Source organism: Flavobacterium sp. IB48, from assembly GCF_016405855.1.
Classification (GTDB): domain Bacteria; phylum Bacteroidota; class Bacteroidia; order Flavobacteriales; family Flavobacteriaceae; genus Flavobacterium; species Flavobacterium ginsengisoli.
In genome coordinates, this window is record NZ_JAEFCA010000008.1 from 71,192 (window position 1) to 90,221 (window position 19,030).

Sequence of the window (19,030 nt, forward strand, 5' to 3'; positions counted from 1 at the left end):
GAAAAATCTGCTCTTCATTTACCGCTACCTACCGCTGGAGCTGTAGCACCAACTGATGGCATTTTTGCTTGACCAAATCTAGTTTTGATTTCTTTTCCTGGAGCAGTATTTTTTATAGACTCATCTAAACCATTGTAAAGACCTTCTAATTTTTTCATATCAGCAGTTGGATCATTCAATAAACTTTGAATAATTAAAGCTGTAATGAAAGATTTTGGGTGATTTTCAGCATAAGCTAAATATTTCTTTTTGCTACCGTCTTGTACTTCTTTTTGGATTTCCATGTACTGTTTCATCAAGCCATTGATAGTTGCTGTATCTTGAGCTTGTTGAGCTTGTTTCATTTTGTCGTTGTTCTTTTTCTGGAAATCAATTAAACTTTTTTGAGTTTTGTTCATTTCTTCCATGAAAGTTACATACTCATCATTGTTGTAAGTTCCAGAAATTTTAGATTTGTGGATACTATCTTTATCAATAGCAATTTTAATTTCCCCAGTTTCTAAGATAAATGGGATAGGTCCGTTAGCACCTTGTAATATTAATGTATGGAAAGCTGGTTCAGTAACTTTTCCTTTAATTTCAAATTTTCCGTTTTCAACTTTTACTGTATCAAGAGAAACTGGCATTCTTGTAGCAGGATCCTGACCTTGCAAGATAATAGTTTTTCCATTTTCAATTCCTGTAGCAGTACCAGTAATAAGGTATTCTCCATCTTTAACTTTACTGCAAGAAATGATAGCTGCAGAAGCTGTAAGTACAAAAAGTATTTTTTTCATTATAAAAAATTAATTAGTTAATTGATTTGTGCAACAAAAGTATCTAAAATTATAAAACATACAGAATTTTGTAACCTAAAATTTTGTTATAGTTTTTTTTGTCTTAAAATGCATGAAATCAGCATGTTTGTTGGTCTAATTTGATCAAAAACTCTTAATAAGAAACTTATTTGGACTATCTGTGTTCAAATATTTGAATTTTAGGCATAAAAAAAGCACTCGTTTAATAGAGTGCTTTTTTGTAAAATATAGTAGAATAAAAACTATTCTTGATTTGTTTTCTTTCTCCAAGTAAAAGAGTTTAATATATGTCTTTTAGCGAATCTTGCTGGAGAATCTGCATTTACCATTTTTACGTAAGTTGCTTTTGGAACACTAATGTATTCGTAAACACTTCCGTTAGAAAAGTCAATAATTAAACGACCTTCAACAAATTTATAATCTGTTATAGAACAAGTTGAAATTGTTTCTGTGTACTCAGGTAAATTAAGTTTGATAGTATCAGGGTGAATACTTACTAAAAAGTGGTAAGCTTCGATAATCGTTTTACTTTTTTCTTCTGCTTCTTTTAAACCAGCTTCATTTCCCACAAATTTATCAGGATGAGATTCTTTCATCGCATTACGATAAATTGTCTTTAAATCTTTTAACTCTGCAGTTTTTTCTACGTTTAGTAACTTGCGGTATTCAACTATTTTTTTCATAAATAAAAGGTAACTACTTGTCTATTAGTTTGAAATCGTTTTGTTTTAGTTCAAATCGACAAATTTTTTGCAAAGGTACACTTTTTTTTAACTTTTCAGTTTTGATCGAAAAAATATTGAAAAAAGTTAACTGTAAGTTTATTTTACCCCAAAGTGCACAAGGATTTTTTTAACCGCAAAGTACGCAGAGAATTACGCAAAGCACACAAAGATTTTTTTGAGATTCATTAGAATGAAAAGTTCACAAAGCTATGTCTACACAAAGCTTTGCGAACTTAAATATTCTCAATCTTATAACACTCGGAAAAAATAAACTTAGCGTTCTTTGCGTTAAAAACTTAACCATTTCAACAAAAAACTTGAAACTTGAAACTTGAAACAAAAAACTATTCCGGCTTATGATTCGCTTTATCGAAGTTTCTTGATTTTTTAGGATATTTATCATAGCTCATGTCGCTTGGGTTTTCAATAACAGACTTTATTGTAATCCAATCGCCTTCTTTAAATTTAGCTTGAACCATTTTGTAGTCTAAAAGATATACGCCACAGAAATAATTATTATTTTCATCTTTTTCGATAATGCCAGTAAAAACTCCTTTTTGAGGCATATTTTGTTCTAAATCTTTAGACATGATTTTTTTGTTTTGAATTAAAGGAACAAAGGTAAGCAATTAATGTTTTAGGGAGTTCGCTGTAATCTGAGTATATTTGCACATGCAAAAAAACTTTAAACCACATCCTAATTCTTTTAAAAATACGTTTTGTGCTTTTAATGAAGTACTTGCAAATTCAATTCAAGGATTGAAAAAACAATTTGAAAGCAAAGCAGGAAGCGCCTATTATTATACAGAAGAAGGAATGTATCGCGTTTCGAATCATTGGGGAAGATTAGCCAATAGTAAATGGCGTTTAATTGCCCGAAATCCAGAAACGGAATCAAAAACTAAAATTGGTTTTGCAAAGTGGGAAGAATTTTATCCTGATAATGCCGAAGAAAAGCTCTACTATATTAAAGCCGATTTTGAAAACAACCTTGCCAATTACGAGCACAAAAATAATCCTGAATATGACGGAAAAGCAGTTTTAAGAACGAGTTCTGAAACCACAAAACGGTTGAAACAGATTAGAAACCTACAGCAGCTGACCAATTGGGCAAAACATTTTGACTATGACGATATTGTTGATTTGCGAAAACAAATTATCAACGAATTGATTTTTACTGAAAAAACGTTAGAACAAATTAAAAGAGAAGTGTAATGGGACGTAATAACGAGAGGAACATCAAAAAGCACAACGATAAATTGCATAAAGCCCAGGCAAAAGCCAAACAAGCAGAAATTGCAAGAAAAGAAAAATTAAAGGAAATCGTAAAGAAATTCAACGAAAGTAAAAACGAAGAGTAAATAAATAGTTTCAAGTTTTAGGTTTCATGTTACAAGTTAGCAGAGCAAACCTGAAACTTGAAACCTGAAACAAAAAAAAGTAATGAATAGTAAATTCGAAACACTAAAAGCAAACGTACAGGAAATCATTGATTTGATTGCTGCGAAAAACGATAGAGAAGCAAACAATAAATTATTGGAAGTAAGCGAAACACTTGACGAAATGATTGATTTTGCTGAAGAAGATGAAGAGGTGAGAGAAATCACTCGTTATCAGGTTTTGTTGAATCAGCTTCATGTAAAAATTAATGGAGAAGAACCAGTTGATGGAGAATAAAAAATGTTTTTGCGATACAGGATTGCTTTTTGAAAATTGCTGTGAATTGTATTTAAGTGGTAATCAAAAAGCCCCTTCAGCATTGGCTTTAATGCGATCTAGATATTCGGCGTATGCAACTCATAATGCCGATTATCTTATGGAAACAACTCATGTTTCTGAAAGAAAATACTATTCAAAAGCTGAAATTTTAAGATGGGCTGTTTCTAATAAATGGCAGAAACTAGAAATATTGAGTTTTACTGAAAATACAGTCGAATTCAAAGCTTATTTTTTAGATTCAAACAATAATCCGCAAGTACATTACGAATTCTCTACTTTTAAATTCGAAAATGGTGCTTGGTATTATGTAGACGGAAAGTTTGAATAATTATTATATCTAACACTGTTAGCTGCGGATTTTGGTTAAATATTTTAACTAAAAATTAATAAACGATTCGTTTTTCATAATTCTAAAAAGATGTAATTTTAGATTTATGAAAAACGAATTTAAAAAAGGCTTTTATTTTAAGACTTACGAAGCTCCTTTTCAGTCTCCGTTTGACAAACTTTTTACGATTTTTAAAGAGCTAATCACCCATACTTCGGGCGATTTTGATGAAGCAATAAACTGGCTTCGGGAACTGGACAAAGAATATAAACTTACAGACGAAAATTATACCATTGACGACTTTATTGAAGATCTGAAGAAGAAAGGATACATTAGAGATGAAGTAAAAGGAGATGGAAGTTCTGGTTTCGGAATTACTGCAAAAACCGAAAGAGCCATTAGACAGCAAGCTTTAGATCAGATTTTTGGAAACTTGAAAAAATCTGGGAGCGGAAATCATAAAACAAAATATGCGGGAAGTGGTGATGAGCATACGGGAGAATTCCGTGAATATAATTTTGGCGACAGTTTAGAAAGAATTTCTTTAACCGAAAGCCTTCGAAATGCTCAAGTTAATAACGGTGTCGATAGTTTTATGCTTACTGAAAATGATTTGATCGTAGAAGACGCCCAATACAAAGCGCAAATGAGTACGGTTTTGATGATCGATATCAGTCATAGTATGATTTTATACGGAGAAGACCGAATTACTCCTGCCAAAAAAGTAGCCATGGCTTTGGCAGAGTTAATCACAACAAGATACCCAAAAGATACGTTAGATATATTGGTTTTCGGGAATGATGCTTGGACAATTCCGATTAAAGATTTACCGTATTTACAAGTTGGTCCTTATCATACTAATACGGTTGCTGGTTTGCAATTGGCGATGGATATTTTGCGTAGAAAGCGAAATACCAACAAGCAGATTTTTATGATTACGGACGGAAAACCAAGTTGCGTTCGTGAGCGTGATGGCTCTTATTATATGAATAGTAATGGTTTAGACGAATACATTGTCGATAAATGCTACACTCAGGCACAACAGGCAAGAAAACTCCATATTCCGATTACGACTTTTATGATTGCTAGAGATCCGTATTTACAGCGTTTTGTGAATCAGTTTACAGAAGCTAATCAAGGAAAAGCATTTTATACCGGAATAAAAGGTTTGGGTGAAATGATTTTTGAAGATTACGAAGCAAATAGGAAGAAGAGGATTAAGTAAGTTGCTAAGGTTCTAAGACGCTAAGATACTAAGGTTTCTTTGCATACGCATATAAACGTTGCGTATATTGTAGAGACGCACCGCAGTGCGTCTAAGCACAGTAATGACACAAAGCATTGTCATTAAAAAATAAATAAACAAACTATATTTCAACACAATGGAAATAAATACTATAAAGACATTAGGTCAATTAAAAGCCACTGGATATAAAACTACAAGCATTAAGGATGAATTGCGAAATAATCTACGTGAAAAAATCAAATCGGGAAAACCTGTTTTTGAAGGCGTTCATGGATTTGAGAATACCGTAATTCCAGAATTGGAGCGCGCAATTTTATCTCGTCACAATATTAATCTATTAGGACTTCGCGGTCAGGCAAAAACGCGTTTAGCTCGCAAAATGGTAGAATTATTAGACGAATATATTCCGTTTGTGGAAGGTTCAGAAATTAATGATGATCCGTTAAATCCAATTTCTCGTTTTGCAAAGGATTTAATTGCTGAAAAAGGAGATGAAACACCGATTTCATGGTTGCACAGAAGCGAACGTTTCTTCGAGAAGCTGGCAACGCCAGATGTAACCGTTGCCGATTTAATTGGTGATGTCGATCCGATAAAAGCGGCAAATTTGAAGTTGTCGTACGCAGATGATCGTGTAATCCACTTCGGAATGATTCCGAGAGCGAATCGCTGTATTTTTGTTATTAATGAATTGCCAGATTTGCAAGCCAGAATTCAAGTAGCGTTATTCAACATATTGCAGGAAGGTGATATTCAGATTAGAGGTTTCAAATTGAGAATGCCTTTAGATATGCAATTTGTTTTCACTGCAAATCCAGAAGATTATACCAACAGAGGAAGTATTGTAACGCCTTTAAAAGATAGAATTGGTTCACAAATTCTAACGCATTATCCGGAAAGTATCGAGATTGCCAGAACGATTACTGAGCAAGAGTCTAAATTAGATCAAAATCAGACTGATGTTGTATATGTTCCGAGTTTAGCGAGAGATATTTTAGAGCAAATTAGTTTTGAAGCTCGTGAAAGCGAATATATTGACAATAAAAGTGGTGTAAGTGCCAGAATGAGCATTACGGCGTTTGAAAATTTAATAAGTACAGCTGAGCGTCGCGCATTGATTTCAGGTGTCGATAAAACGACTTTACGTTTATCTGATTTTATCGGAATTATTCCAGCCATTACAGGTAAAGTAGAATTAGTTTATGAAGGAGAGCAGGAGGGAGCCGATGTTGTGGCTGAAAGCTTAATTGGTTCTGCAATCAGAACTTTATTCCCTGAATATTTTCCTAAAATCGAAAAATTGGAAAAACCTGATGAAAAAACACCATACTCAGATCTTGTGGAATGGTTTTTTGCCGAGAGCGGTTTCGAGTTGTTAGATGATGCTTCTGATAAAGAGTATAAAAGCATTCTAGATGAAGTGGCTCCTTTAGATGATTTATTGAAAAAATACCAGCCTCAATTAGCAAAAGAAGATGTATATTTTATGAAAGAATTTATTCTTTGGGGATTGGTAGAATATAAGAAACTGAGCAAAGACCGTTTTGCAAAAGGAAGTCAGTTTAGAGATATTTACGGAAGTTATATTAGTAAATTTTAAAAACATAAGATTAAAATATAATCTGGTCTAGCTGGTTTTTTAAAACCGGCTGGACTTTTTTATTTTACAATAGCTACTTTTACAATCCAAAAATAAATTTATGTTATTTCTTATATTAAGTATTCTTTGCAGTGTTATTGTAGGTGTTATATTCAAAATTTCTAGAAAATATAATGCTAATCCGTCGCAAATTATTTCGTTTAATTATATCGCTGCGATTACGCTTTGTTACTTTACTTTTGCGCCAGATCTAAATGCATTAGACAATAAAGCACCATTAGAAATCTACACTTCTGTTGGAATTTTACTTCCGATTTTATTTCTGTTTTTAGCACTTTCTATAAAGTATATGGGAATTGCAAAGACAGATGCAGCGCAAAGATTGTCGTTATTTATTCCTATTCTGGCAGCTTGGCTCTTGTTTAATGAAGGATTTAATACTTATAAAGTTATAGGAGTTCTAGTTGGTTTTGCTGCACTTTTATTCATCTTAAAAAAGCCGTCAGACAACGCAGAAAACAAATGGATTTATCCAGCAACAGTTTTACTTGGTTTTGGAGTTATAGATATTCTTTTTAAGAAAATAGCCTTATATACTGTCGTTCCTTATACAACATCTTTGTTTTTTGTCTTTCTAATTGCTTTTGCTGTTTCTATTCTTATAGTGATTTACAAGTTCTTTATAGCAAAAGAAAAGTTTGTTTTAAAAAGCATTCCTTTTGGAATATTGGTCGGCGTTTTTAACTTCGGAAATATATTATTCTACTTAAAGGCTCATAAAGCATTTGCAGAAAATCCGTCAACGGTCTTTGCAGGAATGAATATGGGCGTAATTATTTTAGGAACTCTTATCGGAGCTTTTTTCTTTAAAGAGAAACTTTCAAAAATTAATATTTTAGGTTTGTTTTTGGCTCTTATAGCAGTTGTTTTTATATTTTTATCACAATTATAGTAATTTTTTTTAGTTCATAAACCTTTAATTTACAGTTGCTTTTGTAAGTAAATTAAAAATCTTTTAAATTAACCCTACTAATTCTATAGAATTTATAAATATATTTTTGTAGCTTTGTCTCAACAATGAAAAACTATAGTCAAAATATAAGAACGTCTTTTCCATGCTGCTTTGCGATGTGCTGCATGATGAATCACGTTTTGAAATGGCGTTAATAGAGAAAGTACTTGTTAGTTATTTTTTTTTTAGCCTTTCATTGCACCATGAAAGGCTTTTTTTTGAATCATTAAAAAATCAAGATATGAGAACCAACAGAAATATGAAAATTTTGATGCGCCGTTGCCTAATCAAGATTCCGTGTTGCATCGAATTTGAATAATAAAAGAGAACGCGTCTTCAAAAGAGAAGAAGATCAATAAAAATAAAAAGATAACCCAAACCTAACACTATATATTATGAGTTCAGAAATTATAAAACACAATCCGTTTCAATCGATGATTGATCGCTTTAATATCGCTGCAGATATTTTGAATTTAGATGATTCTATCAGACAAAAATTGCAACGCCCAGAAAAACAAATCACAGTAAATTTTTCTATTACATTAGATAATGGAAATGTTCAGAACTTCGAAGGATACCGCGTAATTCACAATACAGCTTTAGGTCCTTCAAAAGGTGGAATTCGTTACGATACTGCTGTAAACTTGGACGAAGTAAAGGCACTTGCCGCCTGGATGACCTGGAAATCTGCTGTAACTGGAATTCCCTTTGGTGGTGCTAAAGGCGGCATTATTTGCGATCCGAGAAATCATTCTAAAACAGAATTAGAAAAAATCACAAGAGCTTATACCAAAGCTTTATCCGATATTTTCGGACCAGAAAAGGATGTTCCTGCTCCAGATATGGGAACTGGCCCAGACGAAATGGGTTGGTTAATGGATGAATTTTCGTTATTGCACGGAAGACCAATTCATGCTGTAGTTACAGGAAAGCATCTTCATTCTGGCGGATCTTTAGGCAGAGTAGAAGCTACTGGAAGGGGAGTAAGCATTATTACGCTTTTGGCGCTTCAAAAACTAAAAATCAGACCAGCAAGAGCTACGGCAGCAATTCAAGGTTTTGGAAATGTTGGATTGCATTCTGCTTTGTTTCTTCATGAAAAAGGAGTGAAGATTGTAGCTGTAAGTGATGTTTCAGAAGCATTTTATAATCCGAACGGAATTAATATTCCAGAATTGATCTTGTATTATAATCTGAATAACAAAACCATAAAAGGATATCCTAATTCGGTAGCGATTAAACATGAAGATTTATTGCTTTTAGATGTTGATGTTTTAATTCCGGCTGCAAAAGAAGATGTTATTACGCAGAAGAATGCTGGAGATATTCAAGCGAGAATTATCGTTGAAGGCGCAAATGGTCCAGTTGCTTCAGATGCAGATCAAATTTTACATGATAAAAATATATTAGTTGTTCCTGATATTTTAGCCAATGCTGGTGGTGTTACCGTTTCTTATTTCGAATGGCTTCAGAATTCGCTTTTGGAGTCTTGGAGAATTCACCAGATTAACAAACGTCTGGAAGATATTTTAGAGAAAGGTTTTGAAACTGTTTTTAGAGTTGCAGTAAAACACAATGTAACGCCTCGTATTGCTGCTTATATTATTGCTTTGAAAAAAGTGGCCGAAACACAGTCGGTAAAAGAAGTGGCGCTCGAAGCTCCTTTATTTAAGCAGAATTAAAATCAGGTTTATTTCGTAAAAGATCATTTTCGTTGATTACGTTTTTTGTCTGCTAAAAACGTAATTGATGGAAGTGTCTTTTTCGTTTGAACTAGTAATTATAATTTTTAGAATCGAAAAGTATCATACAAAATGAAAAACATCAATTTTCTAGCATTTGCCATGCCGGCCTTTTTTCTTTTTTTGTTTTTGGAATATAAGCTTGCTCAACGCAGAAAAAGGCCTGAAATTTTTAATTATGAAAGTTCTGTTTCCAATATTTCCATCGGAATTGCAGAGCGTTTGATTAACTTATTTGTTGCGGCGAGTTTTTACCAATTGTATTATTTGATTTATGATGATTATAGAATATTTGAGATTCCGAGTAATGCTTTAGTTTGGTTTGCACTAATTCTAGCTACCGATTTTGTCTGGTATTGGTACCATCGATTAGGACACGAAGTCAATTTTTTCTGGGCTGCGCATATTGTGCATCATCATAGCGAAGAATTTAATTTTACAGCTGCAGCTAGAATTACGACATTTCAAGCCATTATTAGAACAGGATTTTGGTGTGTTTTGCCCTTAATTGGTTTTCATCCTAAAATGGTTATTACAATGTTGATTGTTCACGGTGCTTATTCTTTCTTTACACATACACAACTTATCGGAAAAATAAAATGGCTAGAATATGTTTTTGTAACACCTTCTGTTCATGGAGTGCATCATGCTTCTGATGAAAAATATTTGGACAAAAATTACGGTGACATGTTCACTTTTTGGGATCGCCTTTTTGGAACTTTCCAAACGGAAGAAGAAAAACCAAAATACGGATTGACGCATCCTTTGAAAAGCTACAGTTTCTTGTGGCAACATTTTCATTATTACTTCGAAATCTATGAATTATGGAAACGCTCTAGTGGATTTAAAGCCAGATGGAATGCTGTCTTCGGAAGTCCAGCTGATATGGATCAGGATATTCGACCAACTTTAGAAAAACGTTTTCTTCAGGATAAAACAGCTCCAAACCAACGACTTCGGTTTAAGAATTACCTTTATATTCAATTAGGGTTTTGTACGTTTATTTTAACCATTTTCACTTATTATTTTGATTATTTAGAGCGCTACGATAAAATATTTGTGCTTTCGCTAGTTATTATAACTTTAATAAACTGTGGTGCTTTGTTAGAACAACGAAAATGGATTTATTATCTAGAATATGCTCGTTTAGCCCTGATTTCAACTTATTTTCTATATGAAGAAGATTTAATAGCATTTTTCTTTGTTCCGATTGCCGTAATGATTTTTGCAGAGCAACTGTTTTCATTAAGTACGATTTATCAGAATACCATTTTGCAATTAGAAACAACAGAATAAGATAGTCCCAGAGGGACGAAATATTTATAAAAAAGATATTTGCAGATGTAGAAAAGCCCCAGCGGGGTGACATAAATATATATGTCCCCCGCTAGGGCTTTTTTTATGGACGTTTAAATTGCATTCTATAAATATGCCACTCCTCCAGAGCTGTAATACTAGTTATCGTTTGCACGCAGCAAAAAAACTTAGCATCTTAGAACCTTAGTATCTCAGCAACTTAGATTGTCTTAATTTCCATAATCTTCTGTTCAAAAGTATCTTTAAAGTCGGATTTACTTTTAATTCTCGTTTTGTATGTATAAATTGTAGCTACAGAAAGTTCAAGAAATTCGGCCATTTGATTGCTGTCTTGGATTCCTAATCTGTATAAAGCAAAAATTCGCAATTCGGTATTTAAAAGTTCGCCTTTTTTGACAATGCATTTATGATCGTTCGGGAATAATTTATTAAAATCTGTTACGAATGTAGGGAACAATTTCAAGAAGATTTCATCAAATTGATGGAAAAGATTCTCGCGTTCTTCTTTTACATTGTAACGTTTTAAACTCGCAATAACTTCATCTGTTTTTTTAGTGATGATTTTATGCAACGTACTTTTCTGTATATGGTCTATTTTATTAATGAAGGCCGATGTTGCCTTAATAAAATAGGTGATATATTCTTCTTTAATGGCATTGGCTTCGCTCAAACTCACATTCATTTCCTGCAACTGCAAGTACGAATCGGCCATAATTTTTCTGGCTTTGTTCTTTTCTTTTAATTGTTTGAAAATTATGCCAAGGAAAACGAAAATGATAACCGTTAAGATCGTCAAAAGAATAATAATCTTCTCTAGTTTGTCATTTTTGTCTTTTACATTATTTAATTGCGCTTTTTCGATAATAGGTAAAATCGACGAAATCTCAATTTTTCGATGTCTTGCATTATAAAACGTAGCATCATCCATTGCAATATTGATGTACTCGTTTGCTTTATCCAAATACCCCATTTTAAAAAGTTCATTGGCTAAATTTCGGAGTGCAACGGTTTCTTTCGTCGCATTTTTAACATCGGCAATGGCGGCAAGAGCCAAATATTGAATGGCTTTTTTGGTATAACCCCGTTCAGAATAAATATATCCGAGACTCGAAGTTGCAATTCCGTAATAATCTGGCGGAAGATTGTAGTTGTTAATCCAATAACTGAAAGCAAATTCGGCACCGCGCCAGTCTTGCTGTTTTAGACGTTTCAAACTTTCTGCAGCCCAATATTCATTGGTGTTGGTTCCGATTAATTCTAGTGCTTTTTTTAAGAAATGATTTCCCTGCTGTACATAATGAATATTAAAGCGCTGATCACGGTTATAATCGGCTAAATCGTAGTAAGCACGAGCTTTTATGTTATAATATTCAAATTTATTTCTTTGATCCAGTTTGGTATCGTCTATAACATTTAGCGTGTCAATTGCTTCTTTAAAAAGTCCAGAAGACAAAAGCACAAAACCTTCTTTGATTCGGCTTTTAGATAAAAACTTTGGATCTTTTAGAATCTTAGCCTTGATTTTGGACTGCTCTAAATAATAATATGCAGAGTCGTACTTAAAAGATTTGTATTCATCAAACAATGACATATAGCAATTATAAAGCTCTTCGTTGTTTTGACTAAGGGTAAATTTAGATACGCTTTTCTTTAAAGCTTCTATTTTTCGATATTTCTGTTTCAGGTAAATGTCTTTTTTCAAGAGAACCTGATCTAATTCTTCTAAATAAGGATTGTTCTCTTTCGCAGCAAGAGAAAAACCTCCTAAGAAGAAAAGCAGCATCAATATTCTTCGCATGATTTTGTTTTGGTTTAGGGAAAAGATTGGTTGATTGATATAGTTAGTTAATTCGATTTAAAATTAAGAATAAGTTTGAGATTAAGCTAAACCTGTTTTTTTAGAATCTTGTAAATTGTTTAATAAGATAGCTTTGAAAGGGGATTTTCTGGGTGAAAATAAGCTGTAAATGTTAAAAACAGGTAATTTATTTGCAATTATACAATAAAAACTAGTTATATATATGCATAGTGGAAAAAATATCATGATTATTTTACATATTGTCATTTTTACCATTAAAAAATAGCCGATTTTCATCTAAACAGCATCTTGATTTTTTACTTGTTAGTAAAAATATAAAATATTGATTATTAATTAGTTGTGTTTTTTATTGTTTGAATTTCATCTTGATTTTTATCAGATTTTTTTTTTAGGATTTATTTAACGTCTAGTTTCGCTGTATCCTTTTGAAGGGGATAACAAACTAACAAAAACCAAAAATTTATGAAATGTAAAAGTCTTTATTGGCTAGCTTTTATGATGTGTTTTTTTGCAATCGGATGCGATAACACAGATGACGGAAGCTATGTAGCACCAATTACTCTTTATGAAAAAGTAAACGGGAATTGGGGATTAACAAATCTGAAAATGGTTGATGAAGTTGCGAAAGCAAATAATATTCAGCCAAACGAAGAAAACTTGAGTACTTATTTTAACTACGAAGATTTTAAAATCAAATTTAACGTAGATGAAAAGAACAATCCAACAAGTTATGAAGTAACAGGAGATGTCCCTCCGTTATTTGCTCCTAAGGGATATTGGGCACTTAGCTCAGAATTTCAATCGTCTATCACTGGTGTTGGAACAAAAATCTATCTGTACAGCGATGCACAGAAAACGCAGAAAATAGATGAATTGAGATTAGTTTCGGTTCCAGGTAAAACCAGAGAAATGCAGATTCAATTGGTACGTTCTTCTGGCGGTGTAGATTTCTTGTCTTATGTGTTTAAATTAAATGCTATTAATTAAAAAGTAATATGAAAAAGTTTATATATACAATTTTACTTGCCTTGTTGATGGCTCCTAATTTTATTCAGGCACAGGAAGCTGCTGGAGCTGTTGGGGCAATGTCATCGTATCCTGCTGTTTACAAATATGATGAACAAGTTACTTGGTATTTTGATATGTCGGCATCGACATTTGCTGAAACAGAAGATTTATATATCTGGATTTGGTCTCCATCTGAACCAGATGCTGGACACTGGGAAAACTCGTCTGATTTTGCAAAACTGAAATACGAGGGAAATAAAATCTGGAGTTTTACGCTAACTCCAACTCTTTATTTTTCTAAAACTCCAGAACAAATTGCTGCGAGTGATGGATTTTGGTTCCGTTTAAAAAACAAAAACGGATCTAAGCAAAGTGATGTTGCAAATATGGCGTATGTTGATTTTTCTTCTTTTTACACTTCAGGTGAATTATTTAGATCATATCCAACAAAACCATTAATCGATAAACCGGTAAGTATTTTGTTTAATGCAAATCTTAATCCAGCATTTGCGGGCACTCCAAGTGTACATATGCATGGAGGTTTAAATGACTGGGCTATTCAGCAAATGTATGAAGCTGCAAAACCAGATGTTGCTGCAAAAACAAAATTAAAAGACTTAGGGAATGGTTTTTATAAAATGGATTTTATTCCTAAGCAGTACTTTAATGCTCCGGATGATTTTGTAATGGAAAAGATAAACTTTCTGATGGTAGCAGAGAATTGGACAGCAAATTCTGGCGATCAGGTTATTTACGCAGGAGAATTTGTTCCGCCACCGCCACCAAGTTTCGCTTTCTTTCCATCACAAATCAGTCAAAAAGATTTTCTTGGAATGTCAAGAAAAAACAATGAGGTAGGTGTAAACAAATTGATCTACACGATTACAGCTGGACCAAAAACAATTTCTGGTGAGTTTACTGGAGGAACTGCAGAAATTAAAGGTTTTGTCAATTTAGTATCAGAATTAAATGGAGTTCCAAGTTTAAGCGAAATCCATGTTTTGGTAAAAGACAACAAAGACAAAACGATTTCGGATACGACGATTCCGCTAAAAACTTTAGATAAATAATCACTATTAAATTAAAACACCAATTCTAATGAATAGTAAAAATACAAAAAGCGTCCTGCATCAAATGTGGACTGCTAAGGCAGCGGTATTGATGATTTTTATGCTTTTTCTTTCTGCTAGTACTTTCGCGCAGACGAAAAAGCAAATCTCAGGAACCGTTTATGACAATACTGGTACGGTATTGCCAGGAGCTTCTATCATTGAAGTAGGAACAAAAAACGGAACAACAACAGATTTTGATGGTAAATTTAGCCTTCAGGTAGCCGTAGGAGGTGCAATCGAAGTTTCGTTCATCGGATCAACAACACAAAAAATTCAGATTACTGGAAATAGTGCTAATCTTGAAGTGCGTCTGCAAAATGATGGTTATACATTGGCCGAAGTACAAGTAGTTTCTGTAGGTTACGGAAAAGTAAAAAAAGCAGATTTAACAGGAGCGATTTCTACCGTTGGTGCAGATGAATTGCTAAAAGGAACTATTGGTTCAACAGAGCAAGTTTTGCAAGGAAAAGTAGCCGGATTAAGTATTATACGTCCTTCTGGAGATCCAGCTGCAGGTTCTACAATTCGCCTTCGTGGAGGAACTTCTCTAACAGCAAGCAACAGTCCGTTAATTGTGGTAGATGGTATTGCAGGAGTTGATATTAACGTGGTTCAGCCTTCAGACATTAAATCGGTTGACGTTCTTAAAGATGCTTCGGCAACTGCAATTTATGGTTCTCGTGGAGCAAATGGGGTAATTATGATTACTACAAAATCGGGAACAAAAGGGGTTTCTGTTGTTTACAACGGACAAACTGGTATTGGTTATGTGAGTAATAACTTAGATCTTCTTTCTGCAAATCAATGGAGAGGATATGTACGCCAGAATCAAATTGGAGATGCGGTAGATTACGGTGGAAATACAAACTGGCAAAAAGCAATCGAGCAGACAGCAATTTCTCAATCTCATACTTTAAGTATCAATTCTGGTAAAGCAGACAGTGGTTTTAGAACTTCACTTTCTTACTTAAATAACGAGGGAGTTATTAAAAAATCTGGATTAGAAAGATTAAGCGGAAATGTTAGTGCTTACCAATTTCTTGGAGATAACAAAGAAGTAAAATTTGATATGGGATTATTTGCAAACATTGACAAATGGCACCCAATCGATTACAGAATTTTTGAAAGAGCTTATAACTTAAACCCAACAATTCCGGTTTATGATTCAGAAGGAAATTTCAGTTCGATAGTAGCAAACCTTTATCAGAATCCTGTTGAGATTTTAACAAACAGAACTTTTGATAACGAAAGACATAGACTTTTGGGTTACTTTAAAACAGATGTAAAATTCTTAAACGACTTTACTGCTACAGCAAATATTTCGTTAGAGCATAATGCAGTAAAAGGAGGTACTTACAAACCATCTTATGCAGTTATGGAAGGACAGACTGAAGGCGGTTATGCACAAAGAACTTATGATGAATTTACAAATGCACAAGGTGAGCTTTATGTAAATTACAGCAAAGTAATAGACAAACACACCATCGGTGCTTTGGCAGGATATTCTTATCTTGAAAATATTTATCAAGGTTTTGGAGCACAAAGAGGTGGTTTCGTAACAGATGCTTTCAGTTATAATAACTTAGGTGCTGGTTCTAACTATCGTTTAGGCGATGTGTATTCATACAAAGGAAAATCTAATTTAGTGTCTTTTTATGCTCGTGCTAACTACGGTTACGATGGTAAATATTTATTGACTGCGACAGTAAGACGCGACGGATCTAGCCGTTTTGGAGAAAATAATAAATGGGGAACTTTCCCATCTGCTTCTGCGGCATGGAGAGTTTCTAACGAAGAATTTATGAGTTCTACAAAAGGATGGTTAGACAATTTAAAAGTAAGAGTTGGTTACGGAGTTACAGGAAATCAAGATGGAATTGGAGAGTATAAATCGCTTTCTATTTTAGGAGTTGGAAGCGACAGTTACTATGATCCTATTACAAAAACTTGGAGTTTGGCTTATTCTCCAAAACAAAATCCAAATCCTGATTTGAAATGGGAATCTACAGAACAAGTTAACGTTGGTTTTGATTTCGGACTTTTCAATAGAATTACTGGATCATTCGAATATTATTCTAAAAAGACAAAAGATTTACTATACACATACGAAGTGCCTCAACCTCCATATTTAGTTGGAACAATGTTGGCTAACGTTGGTGAAATGTCAAATAAAGGAGTAGAGTTAACTTTGAATGCTGATATTATTAGAGGAGATAAATTCAATTGGAATGCGAATTTGACTCTTGGACATAACGTTCAGAAAATCGAAAAACTTTCTAACCCAACTTATAAAACAGATGTTATCTACAGCGGATCTCTTCATGGTTTGGCAGGTATGTCTGGACAATATTCTCAAATTATTGCTGAAGGATATCCTGTTGGAACCTTCTGGGGATTCAGAAATGCTGGTTTAGATGCAAACGGAAAAATTCAATATTATAACGCGGCAGGACAAGTTGTTGACGAAAGTGCATTGGTTGATGCTGATAAAACAGATTTAGGAAATATTCAGCCAGATCTAACTTTAGGTATTGGAATGAATTTTACTTATGGAAATTTTGATCTTGGATTTTCTGGATACGGAATGTTTGGACAAAAAGCTTTAAACGCAACAAATATGATGTTGAACGATCCAACTAGATTGCCAGCTTATAATGTGCCAGATGCTTTCTTAAGCAGTGGAATTACTTCGCCTCCAAAATATTCAGATTACTGGATCGAAGATGCTTCTTTCTTCAGACTTCAGACATTGACTTTTGGTTATACTTTACCATTGAAGTACAAGAAATCTAAATTTAGAATGTATGTAATGGGCGAAAACTTATTTGTAATAACAGGTTACAAAGGTGTAGATCCAGAGATTGGTTTAAATGCTCAAGACGGAATCAATCAGACTGGAGTAATGGATAAAACTGGTTTGGCAGCTCCTGGAATTGACAGATACAACAATTATCCTAGACCAACTACTATTTCTGTTGGATTAAATTTTACGCTGAATAACTAAGCGAATTGATAACCATAAAATATTAACAATGAAAATCAAAATAACAGCAGCCATACTTTTAAGCATGCTTTTTACGGTATCATGTACTGATTTGAACGAGCAGCTGTATGATCAGGTAGAAGATGGAAATTTCGGAAATACAACCAAAGAAGTTGATGCGCTGGTAGGTGGGGCTTATTCTTCTTTAAGAGGATTCTCCGATGCAATCTCAAATAATTTTCCAACTTGCGAATATGTTTTCTTTTTGAATGAAGTAGTTTCAGACGAAGCTACAATTCCGACCAGAGGTACAAACTGGTACGATGGAGGACAATACCAAGACGCGCAAAAACATACTTGGAAAGCAGACAATAGAATGATTCTTTCTGCTTGGCGTTACAATTATACTGGAGTTGCTAAAATCAATGCGATTATTTATCAAATCGATAAATCATCTCTTAGCGATAAATCAAAAGAACCGATTTATGCAGAATTGAAAGCACTTAGAGCGTATTACTATTACAATCTTTTAGATTTGTTCGGAAATGTGCCAATTGTAACCAATTTTGAAGATACATCTCTTCCAACCAATTCAACAAGAAAAGAAGTTTACGATTTTGTTGAAAAAGAATTGACAGATGCTATTCCGCATTTAAATCCAAATGTGGTATATTCTAAAATGACTAGAAATGTTGCTTATTCTATTTTGGCTAGATTGTATCTTAATTCAGAAGCGTTTATTGGTCAGCCACGTTGGCAAGATTGTATCAATATGTGCCAAAAGGTTACAGGATACAGCTTAACACCAGATTTCTTTTCGAATTTCGTAACAGAAAATCAGACTTCGCCAGAAATTATTTTTGCAATTCCTTACGATTCAAAAGCAGGAACAGTTGGAAACTACATGAACTCAATGTCTTGCCATTACAATCAGAATCTAGCTATTTCTGCAATTCCAAACAATTATCCTTGGAGTGCAAACGGAATGTGCGCGCAACCTGGAGTTTATTCTTCTTTTGCAGATACAGATAAGAGAAAAAAATGTATGCTAGAAGGCGATCAGATCAATCTTGCGACAGGAAGTGTAATCATTATGAGCAACGGAGAACCTCTTACTTATACAGAGAACCTAACAAGTCTTGAAGATGCGAAAGAAAATGAAGGGGTTCGTTTGCATAAATACGAAATGAAAGCAGGAGAACAATGGGAACGTGATCATGATTTTGTTTTAATCCGCTATTCAGAAATTTTAATGATGCAAGCAGAATGTTACGTGCGTTTAGGTTCGCCAGATTTAGCAAGACCATTTTTAGAGCAAGTTGCGTCTCGTGCAGGTGAAGAATTGCCAGCAACAATTGATCTTAAATTTATTGATCAAGAGTTACTTAAAGAGTTCACATTTGAAGGAAGAAGAAGAACAGACAACATCCGTTTCGGAACATTCTTCGAGCCATGGTGGTCAAAAGGCACAACGGAAAAATACAGAGCAATTTTCCCAATTCCAAGTACCGTTTTAACTACTAATAAAAATCTTAAACAAAATCCTGGGTATCCAAATTAGGTTACTAGAATGTCAGTCTTCCATGTTGGTTAGTCGTGGAAGGCTGACATGTTTTTAATTT

Annotated in this window: 17 protein-coding genes; 13 read left to right on the top strand and 4 right to left on the bottom strand. The window is 33.7% G+C overall.

Annotated elements, in window-relative coordinates:
* Positions 1 to 14: 14 nt before the first annotated feature.
* The 3 genes from JC605_RS20200 to JC605_RS20210 form a co-directional block, all read right to left on the bottom strand.
* The gene (locus tag JC605_RS20200) at positions 15 to 776 is read right to left on the bottom strand and encodes a DUF4369 domain-containing protein (protein WP_198857907.1); all 762 of its coding nucleotides are present in this window, start codon (positions 774 to 776) and stop codon (positions 15 to 17) included.
* A 263-nt stretch (positions 777 to 1,039) separates the two neighbouring features.
* Positions 1,040 to 1,480, bottom strand: coding sequence for a KTSC domain-containing protein (locus tag JC605_RS20205; protein ID WP_095931645.1), 441 nt, complete (start codon positions 1,478 to 1,480; stop codon positions 1,040 to 1,042).
* A gap of 386 nt (positions 1,481 to 1,866) precedes the next feature.
* On the bottom strand, positions 1,867 to 2,112 hold the full coding sequence (locus JC605_RS20210; RefSeq protein WP_198857908.1) for a hypothetical protein: 246 nt from the start codon (positions 2,110 to 2,112) through the stop codon (positions 1,867 to 1,869).
* A gap of 82 nt (positions 2,113 to 2,194) precedes the next feature.
* On the opposite strand from JC605_RS20210, the gene JC605_RS20215 reads away from it, so the two are divergent.
* The 9 genes from JC605_RS20215 (at position 2,195) to JC605_RS20255 (ending at position 10,465) form a co-directional block, all read left to right on the top strand.
* Positions 2,195 to 2,737: a hypothetical protein gene (locus JC605_RS20215; protein WP_198857909.1), complete on the top strand. Its 543-nt coding sequence runs from the start codon at positions 2,195 to 2,197 to the stop codon at positions 2,735 to 2,737.
* Complete coding sequence (locus tag JC605_RS20220; RefSeq protein ID WP_095931643.1) at positions 2,737 to 2,883, top strand: hypothetical protein; 147 nt, start codon at positions 2,737 to 2,739, stop codon at positions 2,881 to 2,883. The genes JC605_RS20215 and JC605_RS20220 overlap by 1 nt, the downstream gene beginning before the upstream one ends.
* Before the next feature lie 82 nt (positions 2,884 to 2,965).
* Positions 2,966 to 3,199, top strand: coding sequence for a hypothetical protein (locus JC605_RS20225; RefSeq protein WP_111289368.1), 234 nt, complete (start codon positions 2,966 to 2,968; stop codon positions 3,197 to 3,199).
* Positions 3,171 to 3,569, top strand: a complete 399-nt coding sequence (locus JC605_RS20230) for a YchJ family protein (RefSeq protein ID WP_233074180.1) — start codon at positions 3,171 to 3,173, stop codon at positions 3,567 to 3,569. The genes JC605_RS20225 and JC605_RS20230 overlap by 29 nt, the downstream gene beginning before the upstream one ends.
* Positions 3,570 to 3,675: 106 nt before the next feature.
* Positions 3,676 to 4,794, top strand: coding sequence for a VWA domain-containing protein (locus JC605_RS20235; RefSeq protein WP_198857910.1), 1,119 nt, complete (start codon positions 3,676 to 3,678; stop codon positions 4,792 to 4,794).
* A 157-nt stretch (positions 4,795 to 4,951) separates the two neighbouring features.
* Positions 4,952 to 6,415 (top strand): magnesium chelatase, encoded by a 1,464-nt coding sequence (locus JC605_RS20240; RefSeq protein ID WP_198857911.1) that lies wholly within the window; start codon positions 4,952 to 4,954, stop codon positions 6,413 to 6,415.
* Between the two features lie 100 nt (positions 6,416 to 6,515).
* Entirely contained in the window at positions 6,516 to 7,367 is an 852-nt protein-coding gene (locus JC605_RS20245; RefSeq protein WP_198857912.1) for an EamA family transporter, read from the top strand.
* Between the two features lie 455 nt (positions 7,368 to 7,822).
* Positions 7,823 to 9,109, top strand: coding sequence for a Glu/Leu/Phe/Val dehydrogenase (locus tag JC605_RS20250; RefSeq protein ID WP_198857913.1), 1,287 nt, complete (start codon positions 7,823 to 7,825; stop codon positions 9,107 to 9,109).
* 132 nt (positions 9,110 to 9,241) lie between these two features.
* Entirely contained in the window at positions 9,242 to 10,465 is a 1,224-nt protein-coding gene (locus JC605_RS20255; protein ID WP_198857914.1) for a sterol desaturase family protein, read from the top strand.
* 220 nt (positions 10,466 to 10,685) lie between these two features.
* Here JC605_RS20255 and JC605_RS20260 read toward each other — a convergent pair whose 3' ends face one another.
* Complete coding sequence (locus tag JC605_RS20260; RefSeq protein WP_198857915.1) at positions 10,686 to 12,284, bottom strand: DUF6377 domain-containing protein; 1,599 nt, start codon at positions 12,282 to 12,284, stop codon at positions 10,686 to 10,688.
* A 483-nt stretch (positions 12,285 to 12,767) separates the two neighbouring features.
* Between JC605_RS20260 and JC605_RS20265 the strand changes: the two genes are divergently transcribed.
* Genes JC605_RS20265 through JC605_RS20280 form a run of 4 tightly spaced genes read left to right on the top strand, consistent with a single transcriptional unit; the run spans position 12,768 to position 18,969 of the window.
* On the top strand, positions 12,768 to 13,292 hold the full coding sequence (locus JC605_RS20265; protein WP_198857916.1) for a DUF5004 domain-containing protein: 525 nt from the start codon (positions 12,768 to 12,770) through the stop codon (positions 13,290 to 13,292).
* Between the two features lie 8 nt (positions 13,293 to 13,300).
* Positions 13,301 to 14,383, top strand: a complete 1,083-nt coding sequence (locus JC605_RS20270) for a hypothetical protein (RefSeq protein WP_198857917.1) — start codon at positions 13,301 to 13,303, stop codon at positions 14,381 to 14,383.
* A 28-nt stretch (positions 14,384 to 14,411) separates the two neighbouring features.
* Positions 14,412 to 17,429, top strand: coding sequence for a TonB-dependent receptor (locus JC605_RS20275; protein WP_233074181.1), 3,018 nt, complete (start codon positions 14,412 to 14,414; stop codon positions 17,427 to 17,429).
* A gap of 28 nt (positions 17,430 to 17,457) precedes the next feature.
* A complete protein-coding gene (locus tag JC605_RS20280) occupies positions 17,458 to 18,969 on the top strand; it encodes a RagB/SusD family nutrient uptake outer membrane protein (RefSeq protein WP_198857918.1) in 1,512 nt (503 codons plus the stop codon).
* Positions 18,970 to 19,030: the final 61 nt, after the last annotated feature.